Origin of the sequence: Cognatilysobacter xinjiangensis (assembly GCF_014651995.1) — a bacterium.
Classification (GTDB): Bacteria; Pseudomonadota; Gammaproteobacteria; order Xanthomonadales; family Xanthomonadaceae; genus Cognatilysobacter; species Cognatilysobacter xinjiangensis.
Genome location: NZ_BMXY01000003.1, coordinates 51,983 through 67,364 on the forward strand (window position 1 = coordinate 51,983; position 15,382 = coordinate 67,364).

Below are 15,382 nucleotides of genomic sequence, written 5' to 3' on the forward strand. Positions count from 1 at the left end.
GCGGCGCGGTCAGCGCGCCATGAACGCCTCGATCTCGTCGGCCGAGCGGGCGAGCGCGGCGGTCAGCATGCGCGCGCCGTCCTTGGTGACCAGCACGTCGTCCTCGGTGCGGATGCCGATGCCGCGCCATTTCGCATCGACCGTCGTGTCGTTCGCATCGACGTAGAGCCCGGGCTCGATCGTGAACACCATGCCGGGTTCGAGCACGCGCGACTGCCCGTCGACGCGGTAGTCGCCGACGTCGTGCACGTCGAGGCCGAGCCAGTGGCCGGTCTTGTGGCGGTAGAAGCGCTTGTAGCTGCCGTCGGCGATCACCTTCTCGAGCTTGCCCTTGAGCAGCCCCAGCCGCAGCAGGCCTTCGGCGAGCGTCGCCACGGCGGCCTCGTGGATCGAATCCCAGACCTCGCCCGGCCGCGCCTTCGCGAGCGCGGCGGCATGTGCCTGCCCGACGAGGTCGTGCAGCGCGCGCTGCGCCGGCGAGAAACGCCCGTTCACCGGGAACGTGCGGGTGATGTCGGCGGCGTAGCCCTGCACCTCGGCGCCGGCGTCGATCAGCACCAGCTCGCCACCGCGCGCCGCGCCCGAATTCGCGTTGTAGTGCAGCACGCAGGCGTTCGCGCCCGCACCGACGATGCTGTTGTAGGCGGGCGTCGCGGCATTGCGGCGGAACACGTATTCGAGCTCGGCCTGCAGCTCGTATTCGGCGATGCCCGGGCGCGCGGCGCGCATCGCGGCCTCGTGCGCGGCGACGCTCACGTCGGCGGCCTTCTGCATCAGCTTGAGTTCGCCGGCGTCCTTGAACAGCCGCAGCTCGTCGAGCAGATGGCCGAGCTCAAGGAACTCGTGCGGCGGCTGCGCGCCACTGCGCACCTGCGCCCGTACCCGGTTGAGCCAGCCGATCAGCTTGAGGTCGAACTCGGCGTCGCGGCCGAAGTGGTAGTAGACGCGCGATCGGCCTTCCAGCAGGCCCGGCAGGATATCGTCGAGGTCGGTGATCGGATAGGCGTCGTCGACGCCGAAGGCCTCGACCGCGCCCTCGGGCCCGACGCGCGGGCCGTCCCAGCCCTCGCGCTCGGGATCGCGCTCGCGGCAGAACAGGATGGCCTCGCCGTGGCGGCGCCCGGGGATCAGCGCCAGCACGGCCTCGGGCTCCGGGAAGCCGGTGAGGTACAGCAGGTCGGAATCCTGCCGATAGGGATAGTGGGTGTCGCGGCTGCGGATGCGCTCGGCGGCGGCGGGGACGATCACGATCGCGTCGTCGCCGGCCATGCGCATCAGGTGCCTGCGACGGCGCGCGTAGGGGCTGCGCGTGTTTCGAGGTTCGGAAATCGATCGGGCCATCGTGGCGATGTTAGACGGCGTTCCACGGGGTGCAGTCACGGGCGCGGTGCGGCCGCGCGCCGTCGCGTCCTCAGTTCAGGCGCTGCCGGTGTTCGCGCGCGAGCACGCAGTCGCCGTGCAGCAGCAGCGCGGCCACGCGTACGAACTCCTCGATCTCCACCAGCGCTTCCTCGTCTTCCTCGTCGCCGTCCTCCTGCGGCTGCGCGGCGGCGAGCTTGGCCAGGTCGGCCAGCGCCTCGCGGCTTTCGTCCGACAGCGTGGAGGCCTGCCCGGCGGCGAGGCCGAATGCGCCGACGAAGCCGCGGCACCAGTCGAACAGCGCGCCGCTGCGCTCGACCAGCGGCGCGTCGGACTCGGGCAGCAGCAGTTCGAACTCGAAGCTTCGGTCCGACAGTTGCGCGGCAGTGATCTCGCGCAGGCGATCCAACGGCGAGCCCTCGGCGGGCGCGGCGAGGTCGCGGTCGGCGAACACCGGCGCCAGCCAGCCGCGTTCGTCGCGGCCACCGCCGGCGAGCCAGCCGCAGAGCGCGCCGTGAAGTTCGTAGGGCGAGGTGGCGAGGCCCAGACGCACGGATTCGGCATCGATCTCGGCAACGGTCGGCAGTTCGGATTCGGACACGGTCTCGCTTCGGGCGCGATGGGGGTCGCGAGTGTAGCAACGCGACCGCGCGAGGCCGCTGGCGCGGTTGTGACGCCGCGTGAAGGCCCCCTACACTGCCGCTCGATGCCTGTTCCCACCCGCTCCGTGCGTGCTCCCGTCGCCACGCGCCTGCGGGCCCAGCTCGCGATGCTGCTGCTATTCGCGACGTTGGCGTCGCCTGCCGCCGCGGCCATGCGCGAGGTCTACTTCGAGCCCGTCGGCAGCGAGCGCGGCCTGGTGCAGGGCTCGATCGGCGCGATCGCACAGGATTCACTCGGCTTCGTCTGGATCGGCACGCAGGGCGGCCTGCACCGCTACGACGGCGAGCGCTACCGCGTCTTCCGCCACGACCCGAACGACCCCGGCAGCCTGCCCGACAGCTTCGTCACCGAGATCGCCGCCGGCGACGGACCGGTCCTGTGGGTCGGTACGTTCTCGCAGTACGTGGCCCGCATGGACCTGCGCACCGGCGCGATCCGGCGCTACGGCAGCGCGGCGCCGGACCGCCGCGACGACCGCCAGGTGGTGGCCCTCGCCGCCGCGCCCGACGCGCTCTGGGTCGGCACCGTTCGCGGCCTGGACCGCCTCGATCCCGCCAGTGGGCACCGCGAGCGCCTGCTCGACCTGCCCGACCGCACCGGCTCCCGTGGCCAGCAGTTGCTGCGCGACCGCGAGGGCCGCCTCTGGTACGCGACGGGCGCGGGGCTCTACCGCATCGAGGGCCGCACCGCACGGCGCATCGGGGACGCGGCGCCGGCCTGGTCGCTGCTGCAGGACCGCGAGGGCCGTCTGTGGGTCGGGGGCGACCGTGGCCTCGAGCGCATCGAAGGCGAGACCCGCGTGCCGGTCTGGCTCGGCGACACGCCGCGGCAACCGGCACAGGTGCGCGCGATCGTGCAGTCGCCGGACGGCCGCCTGTGGCTGTCGGCCTATCCGGACGGCCTGCGCCGCTTCGACCCGGCCACGGGGACCGTCGGTGCGCTTCGCGCCGACCCCAGCGTGCCGGGCGCGCTGCCCGAGGACGCCATCGGGCGCCTGCTGGTCGACCGCAGCGGCACCCTCTGGGTGGGCGGGCAGTACCGCGGCGCGGCCGTCGGCGATCCGCGCGGCGCCCGCTTCGCCTACGTCACCAGCACACCGGATGCCGACCGCCGCAGCCCCGCCGCCGACGACAGCGTGCGGGCCGTCACCGGCACGCCCGGCGCGCTGTGGATCAGTACCGACGGCGACCGCCTGCTGCGCTACGACCTCGCGACGGGCGCCTACGAGGACCTGAGCGACCGGCTCGGCGGCGGCCGTGTCGCCGCGTTCGCGCCGGGCCGCGATGGCCGGCTCTGGGCGGCCGCCTCGTCGGGCCTGTTCGAACTCGACCCCGCCACGCGACGACTCGACGCCGTGCCCCTGCCCGGTGTCGCCAAGCCCTCGTTCCGCGCACTCGTCGTCGCGCCCGACGGCGCGCTCTGGCTCGGCACCGCGGGCGACGGCGCCTACCGCTTCGTGCCGTCGACCGGCGCGCTCGAACATCACGTCGCCGGTCGCACGCTCTCGCACCCGAACGTGCACGCGCTGCTCGTCGCGCGCGACGGCCAGGTCTGGTTCGGCACCGGCGACGGCCTGGACGTGCTCGAACCGGCGACCGGTCGCGTGCGCCATTACCGGCATTCGGCCGGCACCACCGTCGCGCTGCCCAACAACCTGGTGCGCTCCCTGCACCAGGACGCGCGCGGACGCGTCTGGATCGGCACGCAGGGCGGACTCGCGGTCGCGCAACCGGTCGGCACCGGCGAGTGGACGCTCAGCCGACCGCTCGATGCCGACCTGCCGGGCCAACGCGGTTCGATCATCTTCTCGCTGCAGGAAGGCCCGGCCGGCACGCTGTGGGGGGGCACCGACGCCGGCCTTCTGCGCTATCGCCCCGACCTGCACGAGGCGCGCCTGTTCGGGCTCGGCGACGGCCTGCAGGACCTCGAATTCAACGGCGGCGCCGCGGGCAGGCTCAGCGACGGTCGCCTCGCCTTCGGCGGCGTGCGCGGGCTCAACCTGGTCGACCCGTCCCGCCGCGACGCCCCGGCCATCAGCCCGCCGCTGCGCCTGCTGTCGGCCCGCCTGGGCGAGCGCGAACTCGGCGAGGCCGCGCTGCGCGTGCCCGGCGGCCTCGAAGTGCCCGCCGGCGAGGACCTGCTGCGCCTGCGCATCGGCGCGCTCGACTTCGCGCCGGCCGCGCGTCCGCGTTACCGCTACCGGCTCGACGGGTTCGACCGCGGCTGGATCGACAACGGCGCCCAGCGCGAGATCACCTACTCGCGCCTGCCGCCGGGCCGCTACACATTCCGCGCGCAGACCACCGACCGCAGCGGGCGCTGGACCGAGGACGGCCTGCGCTTCGACGTCACCGTGCACGCGCCGCTGTGGCGCCATCCGCTGGTGCTCGCCGCCGCCGCGTTGCTGCTGCTGGCGCCGCTGGGGTTCGCCGGCTGGCAATGGCTGCAGCGCCGCCGCCGCGACGGCGCGCACCTGGCCGCACTGCGCGAGCGCGAGGAACGCCTGAAAGTGGCGCTCTGGGCCTCGGGCGAGCAGTTCTGGGACTACGATCTGCGCGATGGCGCCATGCACCGCGTGCGGGTGCGCGTCACCGACGGCGACGCGCAGCTGGAAGCCGAATCGCTGCACCGGCGGAACCACCACATCCATCCCGACGACATCGAACGCGTACGCACGCAGCTGAGGCAGCACGTCCGCGGCGAGACGCCGGTGTTCGAGTCGCAGCATCGCGTCCTCGACGGCCAGGACGGCTGGACCTGGATGGGCGCGCGCGGCCGCGTGGTCGAGCAGGACGCCGACGGACGCGCCCTGCGCATCGCCGGCACCGCACGCGACATCACCGCCACGCGCCGCGCCGAGCGCGACCGCCGTGTCGCCAGCGAAGTGCTGCGCAGCATGGCCGAAGCCGTTGCAGTGTTCGACGACGATTTCCTGTTCGTTTCGGTCAACCCGGCCTTCACCCGGATGACGGGCTACGCGGAAGCGGAAGTGGTCGGCCACGACACCAGCCTCATCGACAGCCGCCAGCACGATGCCGATGTCTACCGCGCCATGCGCGACGCGCTGCGCCGTGACGGCCGCTGGTCGGGCGAGCTCTGGCAGCGCCGCAAGGACGGCGGCGAATTCCTGTGCTGGCTCCAGGCCAGCGTCGTGCTCGACAGCGCCGGCCAGCGCGGCCACTGGGTCGCGGTGCTGTCCGACATCACCGACCAGAAGCGCGCCGAACAGGAACTGCGCTACCTCGCCAACTACGACACGCTGACCGGGCTGCCGAACCGCGCGATGTTGCTGGAGCGGCTGTCGCGGGCGATTGCGCGCGCCAAGCGCCAGGAAACGCGTATCGCGGTGCTGTTCCTCGACCTCGACCGCTTCAAGGACATCAACGACTCGCTCGGCCACGCTGCGGGCGACGCGATCCTGCGCGCCACCGCCGGCCGCCTGCAGCACGCGGTCGGCGGCCATCACGTGGTGGCGCGGCTCGGCGGCGACGAGTTCACCGTGGTCATGGAGCACGTGGGCGACGCCGCCGAGGCCGAGGCGCTCGCGCGCGGCCTGCTCGCCGCGTTCGAGGCGCCGCTCGACGCCGGCGACCTGCGCGACGTCGTCGTCTCGCCGTCCATCGGCGTCGCGCTGTATCCCGAGGATGCCGACACGCCGTCGGACCTGCTCAAGCATGCCGACACCGCGATGTACCAGGCCAAGGCACTCGGCCGTCGCACCTTCATGCGCTACGCAGGCTCGATGGACGTGGAGACACGCCAGCGCGCCACGCTGTCGGCCGCCCTGCGCAAGGTGATCGACCGCGAGGAGCTGTCGCTGGTCTACCAGCCGCGCCTGTCGCTGCGCGAGCAGCGCATCGTCGGCGTGGAGGCGCTGCTGCGCTGGAACTCGGCCGAGTTCGGCCCGGTCTCGCCCGGTCAGTTCATCCCGCTCGCGGAGGAGTCCGGGCTGATCCTCGAGATCGGCGAATGGGCGCTGCGCCATGCCTGTCGCCAGCTCAGCACCTGGCATGCGGCCGGCCTCGACATCGCGATGTCGGTGAACGTGTCGGCGCTGCAGCTGCGCCGCGGCCAGCTCGAAGGCACCATCGAACGGCTGCTCGCCGAGACCGGCCTGCCGCCCCATCGCCTCGAGATCGAGCTCACCGAAAGCGTGGTCATGGCCGAGGCCACGTGGTCGGCGCTTCACGCCATCCGCGATCTCGGCGTGCACATGTCGATCGACGACTTCGGCACCGGCTACTCGTCCTTCGCCTACCTCAAGCGCCTGCCCATCAACGCGCTGAAGATCGACCGCGAGTTCGTCGGCGACCTCACCCGCGACGCCGACGACGAGGCGATCACCAGTGCGGTCATCGCCATGGGGCATTCGCTCGGCCTGCACGTCGTCGCCGAAGGCGTGGAGACGGCCGGTCAGCTCGACTTCCTGCGCCGCCACGGGTGCGACGAGATCCAGGGCTACTGGCTGTCGCGCCCGCTCGACCCGGCAACCTGCGAGCGCTTCCTGCGCGAATGGGAGTGGGACGCCTGCATCCCGGGTGCCGTCGCCCTGCCTTGATTCGCCCCCGCGCGCTGCTATCGTGGCCGCATGGACGACAGGCCCCAGACGCTCGAGCTGATCCACCGGCTGGCCCGGCGCATCGACGAACTCGGCGACCGCCTGCGACGCCTGCAGGACGAGAACCGCAGCCTGCGCCAGCAACAGGCCGAACTGGTGTCCGAGCGCGCCTCGCTGCTGGCCAAGAACGAGCAGGCCCGCGTACGCGTGGAAGCGATGATCGCGCGCCTGCGTTCGCTCGAGCAGCACACCTGAGCCCGCCCGCATGAGCACGTCCGAACCCGTCAACGTCCGCCTGCTCGACCGCGAATACACGGTCGGCTGCACGCCCGAGCAGCGCGACGGCCTGCTCGCCGCGGCCAAGCTCCTCGACAACAAGATGCGCGAGATCCGCGGCAGCAACCGCATGGCCGCGGTCGACCGCATCGCCGTGCTCGCCGCGCTCAACATCGCGCACGAGTTCCTGCAGGTGCGCCCGGACACCCATCGCGAGCGCGACATCGCGCATTCGCTGGGCATGCTCAACCGCCGCCTCGACGACCTGCTCGAGCAGTCCTCCGGCTGACCTGCGCATACCGCCGCCTCGCACAGGTGCCGCGAAGGCGACGTCGCGGCACGCCACCACGCGACCATCAACCTGCTGAATTCCAGCCAGCCGCCATCCGCGCGGAAAGTGCGCGCGCGATGCCACGCGCTATACTCCGTCCACGTCCTCTGCTGTGTGCGACGGCGTGTGCAAACATTCGCCTTGGCCCTTAAAAACGACACCGGGAACGTGACAACCGTCCGGCGCGCATGCCCGTCCACGAGCGGGAAGCCCGAAGATGGTCGAGCGTTCCCACTTGAACCCCGGGTTCAAGGTCGTTTCGCACGCATCGACATGGTGGAGGACTCCTCTTTCTCCTCGTCGCGCCTGTCCGATCCGGACGGGCCGCGATGAGCGTCGATCTCCGCGCACTACGCCGCGACATCCGCTCGCGCCGCGCGGCGCTCACGCCGGCCTTCCGCATCGCCGCCGCGCAGCAGGTGGCCGCGCGTCTGTCGTCGCTCGCATCGATGCCGGCATCGGGTTACGTCGCCGGCTACTGGGCCGTTGATGGCGAGATCCCATTGCTGTCCTGGCAGACCTCGCTCGGCAGCGATCGTATCTACTGCCTGCCCGTGCTCGGCGACGATGATCGCCTGCGGTTCGCGCCCTGGCGTTCGGGCGACGCGCTCGTGTCCAACCGTTTCGGCATCCCCGAGCCCGATGTCGAACCGACCTCGCTGCTGGACGCATCCGCGCTCGCCGCGATCGTGATGCCGCTGGTCGCATTCGACGCCAACGGCAACCGCATCGGCATGGGCGGCGGCTGGTACGACCGCACGCTCGCAGGCGTGCGCGATCGGCAACCGCGGCCGCTGCTGGTCGGCGCCGCGTACGAACTGCAGCGCGTGGACGCGATCGCGCCCGCCGCGTGGGACGTGCCGCTCGACGCTGTCTGCACCGAATCCTCCGTCTACATCGCCCCGACCGCCGAATGAGTGCACGCCGCCGCTACTGGCTCATGAAATCCGAGCCCGACGCCTTCTCGATCGATGACCTGCAGCGCGTCGGCACCGAACCGTGGACCGGCGTGCGCAACTACCAGGCACGCAATTTCATGCGCAATGGCATGCGCACCGGCGACGGCGTGCTGTTCTACCACTCCAACTGCACGCCGCCCGGCATCGTCGGTATCGCGACCGTCGCCTGCGAGGCCTACCCGGACCCGACGCAGTTCGACCGTGCGTCGCATTACTTCGACCCCAAGGCCACGCAGGAAGAGCCGCGCTGGTTCAACGTCGACGTGACGTTCGAGCGCAAGCTGTCGCGCATCATTCCGCTCGACGAGATCCGCGCGCACGCCGATGAGCTTGGCGAGGAGTTCGCGTTGGTCAAGCGCGGCAGCCGCCTGTCCGTGCTGCCGGTATCGGCAGCGCAGTGGAACCTTCTCCTGTCCCTCGAGTGAAACCATGAGCGAAGCGAAACGGCGCGCCGCCGAAAAGGCGATGGACTTCGTCGAGGACGGCATGATCGTCGGCGTCGGCACGGGCTCCACGGTCGCCTACTTCATCGACGCGCTGGGCCGCGAGCCCGAGCGCGTCCGCGGCGCGGTTTCCAGCTCGGAGCAGAGCACCGAACGCCTGCGTGCGCATGGCATCGAGGTACTCGACCTCAACGCGACCGGCCCGCTGGCGCTCTATGTCGACGGCGCCGACGAATGCGACCCCGCCAAGCGCCTGATCAAGGGCGGCGGCGCGGCGCTCACGCGCGAGAAGATCATCGCGCAGGCGAGCCAGCGCTTCGTCTGCATCATCGACCCCAGCAAGCAGGTCGATGTGCTCGGCCGCTTCCCGCTGCCGGTCGAAGTCGTCCCCATGGCCCGCAGCCTGGTCGCCCGCGACATCGTCGCGCTCACTGGCGCCCAGCCGGTCTGGCGCGAGGGCGTCGTCACCGACAACGGCAACTGGATCCTCGACGTCCATGGCCTTCGCATCATCGACCCGGTAGCCATGGAAACGGCGATCAACCAGCTACCGGGCGTCGTCAGCGTCGGCCTGTTCGCGAGGCGTCCGGCCGACGTCGTCATCGTCGGCGAGGACACGCCGCGGATTCTATGAATCGCCGCCATTGGCCTGCCTTGATGGGGCCGGCATCGAAAGATCGGGCGTCGGATCGCTCGTAGCCCGGCCGAGGCGGGCAAAAATCGGCCATTGAGCCTGGCTGCTGTCTGAGCGATCGGCGGCAACGTTGAAAGCGGGCGCGCCACCGCGGCTTGACGCGCCGCCCGGCGATGTCTGCATCCGGGCCGCACGGCATCCCGGTTTGAGCGCGGCCGTCTCGCTGCGCGCAACCAGAGGTGTTGCATGCCCTGTCAGGCAACCGCGGACTGGCGCCGCCGATATGCGCACAGGAGTGGGTCGGTCAGCACCGGCGCCGGAAAGGCCGCGCCGTCCGCGAGGACGTCCATCGGCGTCATTACCGATACCAGCGGCGCGAACAGGGGCCCTCTGTCAGCTACGCCTACGAGGTTTCCAAGCGACAGTTTCGAAAGCGTTTTCGGGACTATTTACGTTCGCCGGCTTGACTGGACGAACAGGCGACGCAGCGCCGCGTGGTATGGCAGGACGCCTGCAGGCAGAAGATTCCACGCCAGTTGCAGACGGCGGCATCACCAGGTCGGCAGGATTAGCTCAGCGAGCACGCGAGCAACGTCCACGTCCCGCCCGCAGGTGCCCGGCTTTCCTTGCCGAGTCGGAGCGACATTTCCTATCGCCCAAAAGACAACCCCCCAGCCGTTGGGACGGCTGGGGGGTTGCGGGATAAAGACCCTGGCGATGACCTACTCTCGCATGGCAAAGCCACACTACCATCGGCGCGGGTGCGTTTCACGTCCGAGTTCGGAATGGGATCGGGTGGTTCCACACCGCTATGGTCACCAGGGAGAGGGTGGAGGGTCGCCTCACGGCGCCGCGCTCTCGTTGGTTACCGACGAACCCGTGGGTTCGAGCGGAAAAGGGGGGGATGTAGCGAGCAGTGAATGTCGCGACGTATCGCGAGGGTAAGGTGCTTTGGCTGCCCAAAGCGTCTTGAGGTTATATGGTCAAGCCGCACGGATCATTAGTACTGGTTAGCTCAATGCATTGCTGCACTTACACACCCAGCCTATCAACCACCTGGTCTTGATGGTTCCTTCAGGGGAGTCAAGCTCCCGGGAGATCTCATCTTGAGGCGCGCTTCCCGCTTAGATGCTTTCAGCGGTTATCGCTTCCGAACATAGCTACCCGGCAGTGCCACTGGCGTGACAACCGGAACACCAGAGGTTCGTCCACTCCGGTCCTCTCGTACTAGGAGCAGCCCCTCTCAAATCTCCAACGCCCACGACAGATAGGGACCGAACTGTCTCACGACGTTCTGAACCCAGCTCGCGTACCACTTTAAATGGCGAACAGCCATACCCTTGGGACCGACTACAGCCCCAGGATGTGATGAGCCGACATCGAGGTGCCAAACACCGCCGTCGATATGAACTCTTGGGCGGTATCAGCCTGTTATCCCCGGAGTACCTTTTATCCGTTGAGCGATGGCCCTTCCATACAGAACCACCGGATCACTAAGACCTACTTTCGTACCTGCTTGATCCGTCGATCTTGCAGTCAAGCACGCTTATGCCTTTGCACACAGTGCGCGATGTCCGACCGCGCTGAGCGTACCTTCGTGCTCCTCCGTTACTCTTTGGGAGGAGACCGCCCCAGTCAAACTACCCACCATACACGGTCCCCGCGCCGGATAACGGCGCCAGGTTAGAACGTCAAGCACATCAGGGTGGTATTTCAAGGATGGCTCCACCGAAGCTGGCGCCTCGGTTTCACAGCCTCCCACCTATCCTACACAGACGAACTCAACGTTCAGTGTAAAGCTATAGTAAAGGTTCACGGGGTCTTTCCGTCTTGCCGCGGGAACGCTGCATCTTCACAGCGATTTCAATTTCACTGAGTCTCGGGTGGAGACAGCGCCGCTGTCGTTACGCCATTCGTGCAGGTCGGAACTTACCCGACAAGGAATTTCGCTACCTTAGGACCGTTATAGTTACGGCCGCCGTTTACTGGGGCTTCGATCAAGAGCTTCGCCTTGCGGCTAACCCCATCACTTAACCTTCCAGCACCGGGCAGGCGTCACACCCTATACGTCCACTTTCGTGTTTGCAGAGTGCTGTGTTTTTGATAAACAGTCGCAGCGGCCTGGTCACTGCGGCCCTTCTCAGCTATGAACCAAAAAGGGCGCACCTTCTCCCGAAGTTACGGTGCTATTTTGCCTAGTTCCTTCACCCGAGTTCTCTCAAGCGCCTTAGAATTCTCATCCTGCCCACCTGTGTCGGTTTACGGTACGGTCTGCGTAAGCTGAAGCTTAGGAGCTTTTCCTGGAAGCGTGATATCAGCAGCTTCGTCCTAAAGGACTCGTCCTTAGTCTCAACGTTGCCCCCCCGGATTTGCCTAAGGGGACCGCCTCAACTCTCTCACCCGGACAACCAACGCCGGGCCTGCCTAACCTTCTCCGTCCCTCCATCGCACTTACGCGAGGTGCTGGAATATTAACCAGCTTCCCATCGACTACGCTTTTCAGCCTCGCCTTAGGGGCCGACTCACCCTGCGCCGATTGACGTTGCGCAAGGAAACCTTGGGCTTTCGGCGTGCGGGGTTTTCACCCGCATTATCGTTACTCATGTCAGCATTCGCACTTCCGATACCTCCAGCAACCTTCTCAAGTCACCTTCAACGGCTTACGGAACGCTCCTCTACCGCGCACAACAAGTTGTGCACCCCAAGCTTCGGTTCATCGCTTAGCCCCGTTAAATCTTCCGCGCAGACCGACTCGACCAGTGAGCTATTACGCTTTCTTTAAAGGGTGGCTGCTTCTAAGCCAACCTCCTGGCTGTCTGTGCCTTTCCACATCGTTTTCCACTTAGCGATGAATTTGGGACCTTAGCTGTGGGTCTGGGTTGTTTCCCTTTTCACGACGGACGTTAGCACCCGCCGTGTGTCTCCCATACAGTCCGTCTCGGTATTCGGAGTTTGCAATGGTTTGGTAAGTCGCAATGACCCCCTAGCCATAACAGTGCTCTACCCCCGAGAGGATACATATGAGGCGCTACCTAAATAGCTTTCGAGGAGAACCAGCTATCTCCGGGTTCGATTAGCTTTTCACTCCTAATCACACCTCATCCCCTACCTTTGCAACGGGAGTGGGTTCGGGCCTCCAGTCCGTGTTACCGGACCTTCACCCTGGGCATGACTAGATCACCCGGTTTCGGGTCTACTGCCCGCGACTATGCGCCCTTTTCAGACTCGGTTTCCCTTCGCCTCCCCTATACGGTTAAGCTCGCCACGAACAGTAAGTCGCTGACCCATTATACAAAAGGTACGCCGTCACCCTTGCGGGCTCCGACTGCTTGTACGCACACGGTTTCAGGGTCTATTTCACTCCCCTCTCCGGGGTTCTTTTCGCCTTTCCCTCACGGTACTGGTTCACTATCGGTCGGTCAGTAGTATTTAGCCTTGGAGGATGGTCCCCCCATGTTCAGACAGGGTTTCACGTGCCCCGCCTTACTCGATTTCACTGGAAAAGCCTTTTCGCGTACCGGGCTATCACCGTCTATGGCCAACCTTTCCAGGTTGTTCCGCTAAAACTAATCCAGCTTAAGGGCTGGTCCCCGTTCGCTCGTCACTACTCAGGGAATCTCGGTTGATTTCTTTTCCTCCGGGTACTTAGATATTTCAGTTCTCCGGGTTCGCTTCCAGCAGCTATGTATTCACTGCAGGATACTGCTTGCGCAGTGGGTTTCCCCATTCGGACATCGCGGGATCAATGCTTATTGCCAGCTCCCCCGCGCTTTTCGCAGGCTGTCACGTCCTTCATCGCCTCTGACCGCCAAGGCATCCACCGTGTGCGCTTATTCGCTTGACCATATAACCCCAAGTCGCCTCGGGGTCGTATTTGTGTCCAGGGGTACAAAGCCCGGACGCGAATTCAACGACTCAATTTTTAGGGATCTCGAGGATCCCCGCCTTAGCCTCACGACACGTCTGTAGACATTCACGTCTAAAACGCTCGCTACATCCTGATTTTCAAAGAACACCTCACCGGCCTCAGCGCCCGTGCGGTTCTAATCTTGTGTGTGCAAACATTCGAAGTATTCGGAGCAAATGGTGGGTCTGGGAGGACTCGAACCACCGACCTCACCCTTATCAGGGGTGCGCTCTAACCACCTGAGCTACAGACCCGATGTTGCTGTCCGCAGCGCAGGCCAGCGAGATGGTGGAGCTTGTCGGGATCGAACCGACGACCCCCTGCTTGCAAAGCAGGTGCTCTCCCAGCTGAGCTAAAGCCCCGTGATGCGGGACGCTCCCCAGAATCCCCCGTGGGATTCTGGAACTTCGAATGCAGGTGTCTTGTGCGGGCGCCTGGCAGCAGTGCTGCCGGTCTCTAAAGGAGGTGATCCAGCCGCACCTTCCGATACGGCTACCTTGTTACGACTTCACCCCAGTCATCGGCCACACCGTGGCAAGCGCCCTCCCGAAGGTTAAGCTACCTGCTTCTGGTGCAACAGACTCCCATGGTGTGACGGGCGGTGTGTACAAGGCCCGGGAACGTATTCACCGCAGCAATGCTGATCTGCGATTACTAGCGATTCCGACTTCATGGAGTCGAGTTGCAGACTCCAATCCGGACTGGGATGGGGTTTCTGGGATTGGCTCACCGTCGCCGGCTTGCAGCCCTCTGTCCCCACCATTGTAGTACGTGTGTAGCCCTGGCCGTAAGGGCCATGATGACTTGACGTCATCCCCACCTTCCTCCGGTTTGTCACCGGCGGTCTCCTTAGAGTTCCCACCATTACGTGCTGGCAACTAAGGACAAGGGTTGCGCTCGTTGCGGGACTTAACCCAACATCTCACGACACGAGCTGACGACAGCCATGCAGCACCTGTGTTCTGGTTCCCGAAGGCACTCCCGCATCTCTGCAGGATTCCAGACATGTCAAGGCCAGGTAAGGTTCTTCGCGTTGCATCGAATTAAACCACATACTCCACCGCTTGTGCGGGCCCCCGTCAATTCCTTTGAGTTTCAGTCTTGCGACCGTACTTCCCAGGCGGCGAACTTAACGCGTTAGCTTCGATACTGAGTGCCAAGTTGCACCCAACATCCAGTTCGCATCGTTTAGGGCGTGGACTACCAGGGTATCTAATCCTGTTTGCTCCCCACGCTTTCGTGCCTCAGTGTCAGTGCTGGTCCAGGTGGCCGCCTTCGCCACGGATGTTCCTCCCGATATCTACGCATTTCACTGCTACACCGGGAATTCCGCCACCCTCTACCGCACTCCAGATCGCCAGTATCCAATGCAGTTCCCAGGTTGAGCCCAGGGCTTTCACATCAGACTTAACGAACCACCTACGCACGCTTTACGCCCAGTAATTCCGAGTAACGCTTGCACCCTTCGTATTACCGCGGCTGCTGGCACGAAGTTAGCCGGTGCTTATTCTTTGGGTACCGTCAGGACTCCCGGGTATTAACCGGAAGCTTTTCTTCCCCAACAAAAGAGCTTTACAACCCGAAGGCCTTCTTCACTCACGCGGCATGGCTGGATCAGGCTTGCGCCCATTGTCCAATATTCCCCACTGCTGCCTCCCGTAGGAGTCTGGACCGTGTCTCAGTTCCAGTGTGGCTGATCATCCTCTCAGACCAGCTACGGATCGTCGCCTTGGTGGGCCTTTACCCCGCCAACTAGCTAATCCGGCATCGGCTCATCTCTCTGCGCCAGGCCCGAAGGTCCCCGGCTTTCACCCGTAGGTCGTATGCGGTATTAGCGTAAGTTTCCCTACGTTATCCCCCACATAGAGGCAGATTCCGATGCATTCCTCACCCGTCCGCCGCTCGCCGGCATCCCGAAGGACCCGCTGCCGCTCGACTTGCATGTGTTAGGCCTGCCGCCAGCGTTCACTCTGAGCCAGGATCAAACTCTTCACTTAAGTTTTGCAACCAATCCCGAAGGATCAGCTAAAGCTTTGAAGTGCAGAGCCCGTCCAGGCACCAAAACTCAGCTTGCATTTGCATGCTTACTTGAATCTTTGTGCTTGATACGAGACATCTGCGATGGACAGTCATCCACCACCAGACGCCCGCACAAGTCACCTGCGCACACTGTCAAAGATCACCGGACTTCGGCCTCAGCGCCTCGTCCCTCTTACGTTTCACCCGGCAATCAATCCGTCCGAGTGAGCCGC

At 65.7% G+C, this 15,382-nt stretch carries 8 protein-coding genes, 2 tRNA genes, 3 rRNA genes and 1 other RNA gene; 7 read left to right on the top strand and 7 right to left on the bottom strand.

Annotation, left to right across the window (positions count from 1 at the left end; genetic code table 11):
* Positions 1 to 9 precede the first annotated feature (9 nt).
* Both IE066_RS11015 and IE066_RS11020 read right to left on the bottom strand, forming a co-directional pair.
* Entirely contained in the window at positions 10 to 1,341 is a 1,332-nt protein-coding gene (locus IE066_RS11015) for an aminopeptidase P N-terminal domain-containing protein (RefSeq protein WP_189449819.1), read from the bottom strand.
* 70 nt (positions 1,342 to 1,411) lie between these two features.
* Positions 1,412 to 1,960: a UPF0149 family protein gene (locus IE066_RS11020; protein ID WP_189449820.1), complete on the bottom strand. Its 549-nt coding sequence runs from the start codon at positions 1,958 to 1,960 to the stop codon at positions 1,412 to 1,414.
* Positions 1,961 to 2,086: 126 nt separating this feature from the next.
* Here IE066_RS11020 and IE066_RS11025 point away from each other — a divergent pair, with 126 nt between their 5' ends.
* From IE066_RS11025 to rpiA, 7 genes are all read left to right on the top strand, one after another.
* A complete protein-coding gene (locus IE066_RS11025) occupies positions 2,087 to 6,580 on the top strand; it encodes an EAL domain-containing protein (RefSeq protein WP_189449821.1) in 4,494 nt (1,497 codons plus the stop codon).
* A 30-nt stretch (positions 6,581 to 6,610) separates the two neighbouring features.
* Positions 6,611 to 6,835, top strand: a complete 225-nt coding sequence (locus IE066_RS11030; protein ID WP_189449822.1) for a TIGR02449 family protein — start codon at positions 6,611 to 6,613, stop codon at positions 6,833 to 6,835.
* A 10-nt stretch (positions 6,836 to 6,845) separates the two neighbouring features.
* On the top strand, positions 6,846 to 7,145 hold the full coding sequence (locus IE066_RS11035; RefSeq protein WP_189449823.1) for a cell division protein ZapA: 300 nt from the start codon (positions 6,846 to 6,848) through the stop codon (positions 7,143 to 7,145).
* 143 nt (positions 7,146 to 7,288) lie between these two features.
* Positions 7,289 to 7,474: non-coding RNA, 6S RNA (ssrS, locus tag IE066_RS11040), on the top strand.
* 42 nt (positions 7,475 to 7,516) lie between these two features.
* Positions 7,517 to 8,104: a 5-formyltetrahydrofolate cyclo-ligase gene (locus tag IE066_RS11045; RefSeq protein WP_189449825.1), complete on the top strand. Its 588-nt coding sequence runs from the start codon at positions 7,517 to 7,519 to the stop codon at positions 8,102 to 8,104.
* A complete protein-coding gene (locus IE066_RS11050; RefSeq protein WP_189449827.1) occupies positions 8,101 to 8,571 on the top strand; it encodes an EVE domain-containing protein in 471 nt (156 codons plus the stop codon). Before IE066_RS11045 ends, IE066_RS11050 begins: the two co-directional genes overlap by 4 nt.
* 4 nt (positions 8,572 to 8,575) lie before the next feature.
* Positions 8,576 to 9,223, top strand: a complete 648-nt coding sequence (rpiA, locus tag IE066_RS11055; protein WP_189449828.1) for a ribose-5-phosphate isomerase RpiA — start codon at positions 8,576 to 8,578, stop codon at positions 9,221 to 9,223.
* 709 nt (positions 9,224 to 9,932) lie between these two features.
* Here rpiA and rrf read toward each other — a convergent pair.
* The 5 genes from rrf to IE066_RS11080 form a co-directional block, all read right to left on the bottom strand.
* Positions 9,933 to 10,046: ribosomal RNA gene (rrf, locus tag IE066_RS11060) — 5S ribosomal RNA — on the bottom strand.
* A 156-nt stretch (positions 10,047 to 10,202) separates the two neighbouring features.
* Positions 10,203 to 13,067, bottom strand: a 23S ribosomal RNA gene (locus IE066_RS11065).
* Between the two features lie 240 nt (positions 13,068 to 13,307).
* Positions 13,308 to 13,384 (bottom strand) — tRNA-Ile (locus IE066_RS11070).
* 32 nt (positions 13,385 to 13,416) lie between these two features.
* Positions 13,417 to 13,492, bottom strand: a tRNA-Ala gene (locus tag IE066_RS11075).
* Between the two features lie 96 nt (positions 13,493 to 13,588).
* Positions 13,589 to 15,127 (bottom strand): 16S ribosomal RNA (locus IE066_RS11080).
* Together the 16S, 23S and 5S rRNA genes with 2 tRNA genes alongside form the textbook arrangement of a ribosomal RNA operon.
* Between the last annotated feature and the right edge of the window lie 255 nt (positions 15,128 to 15,382).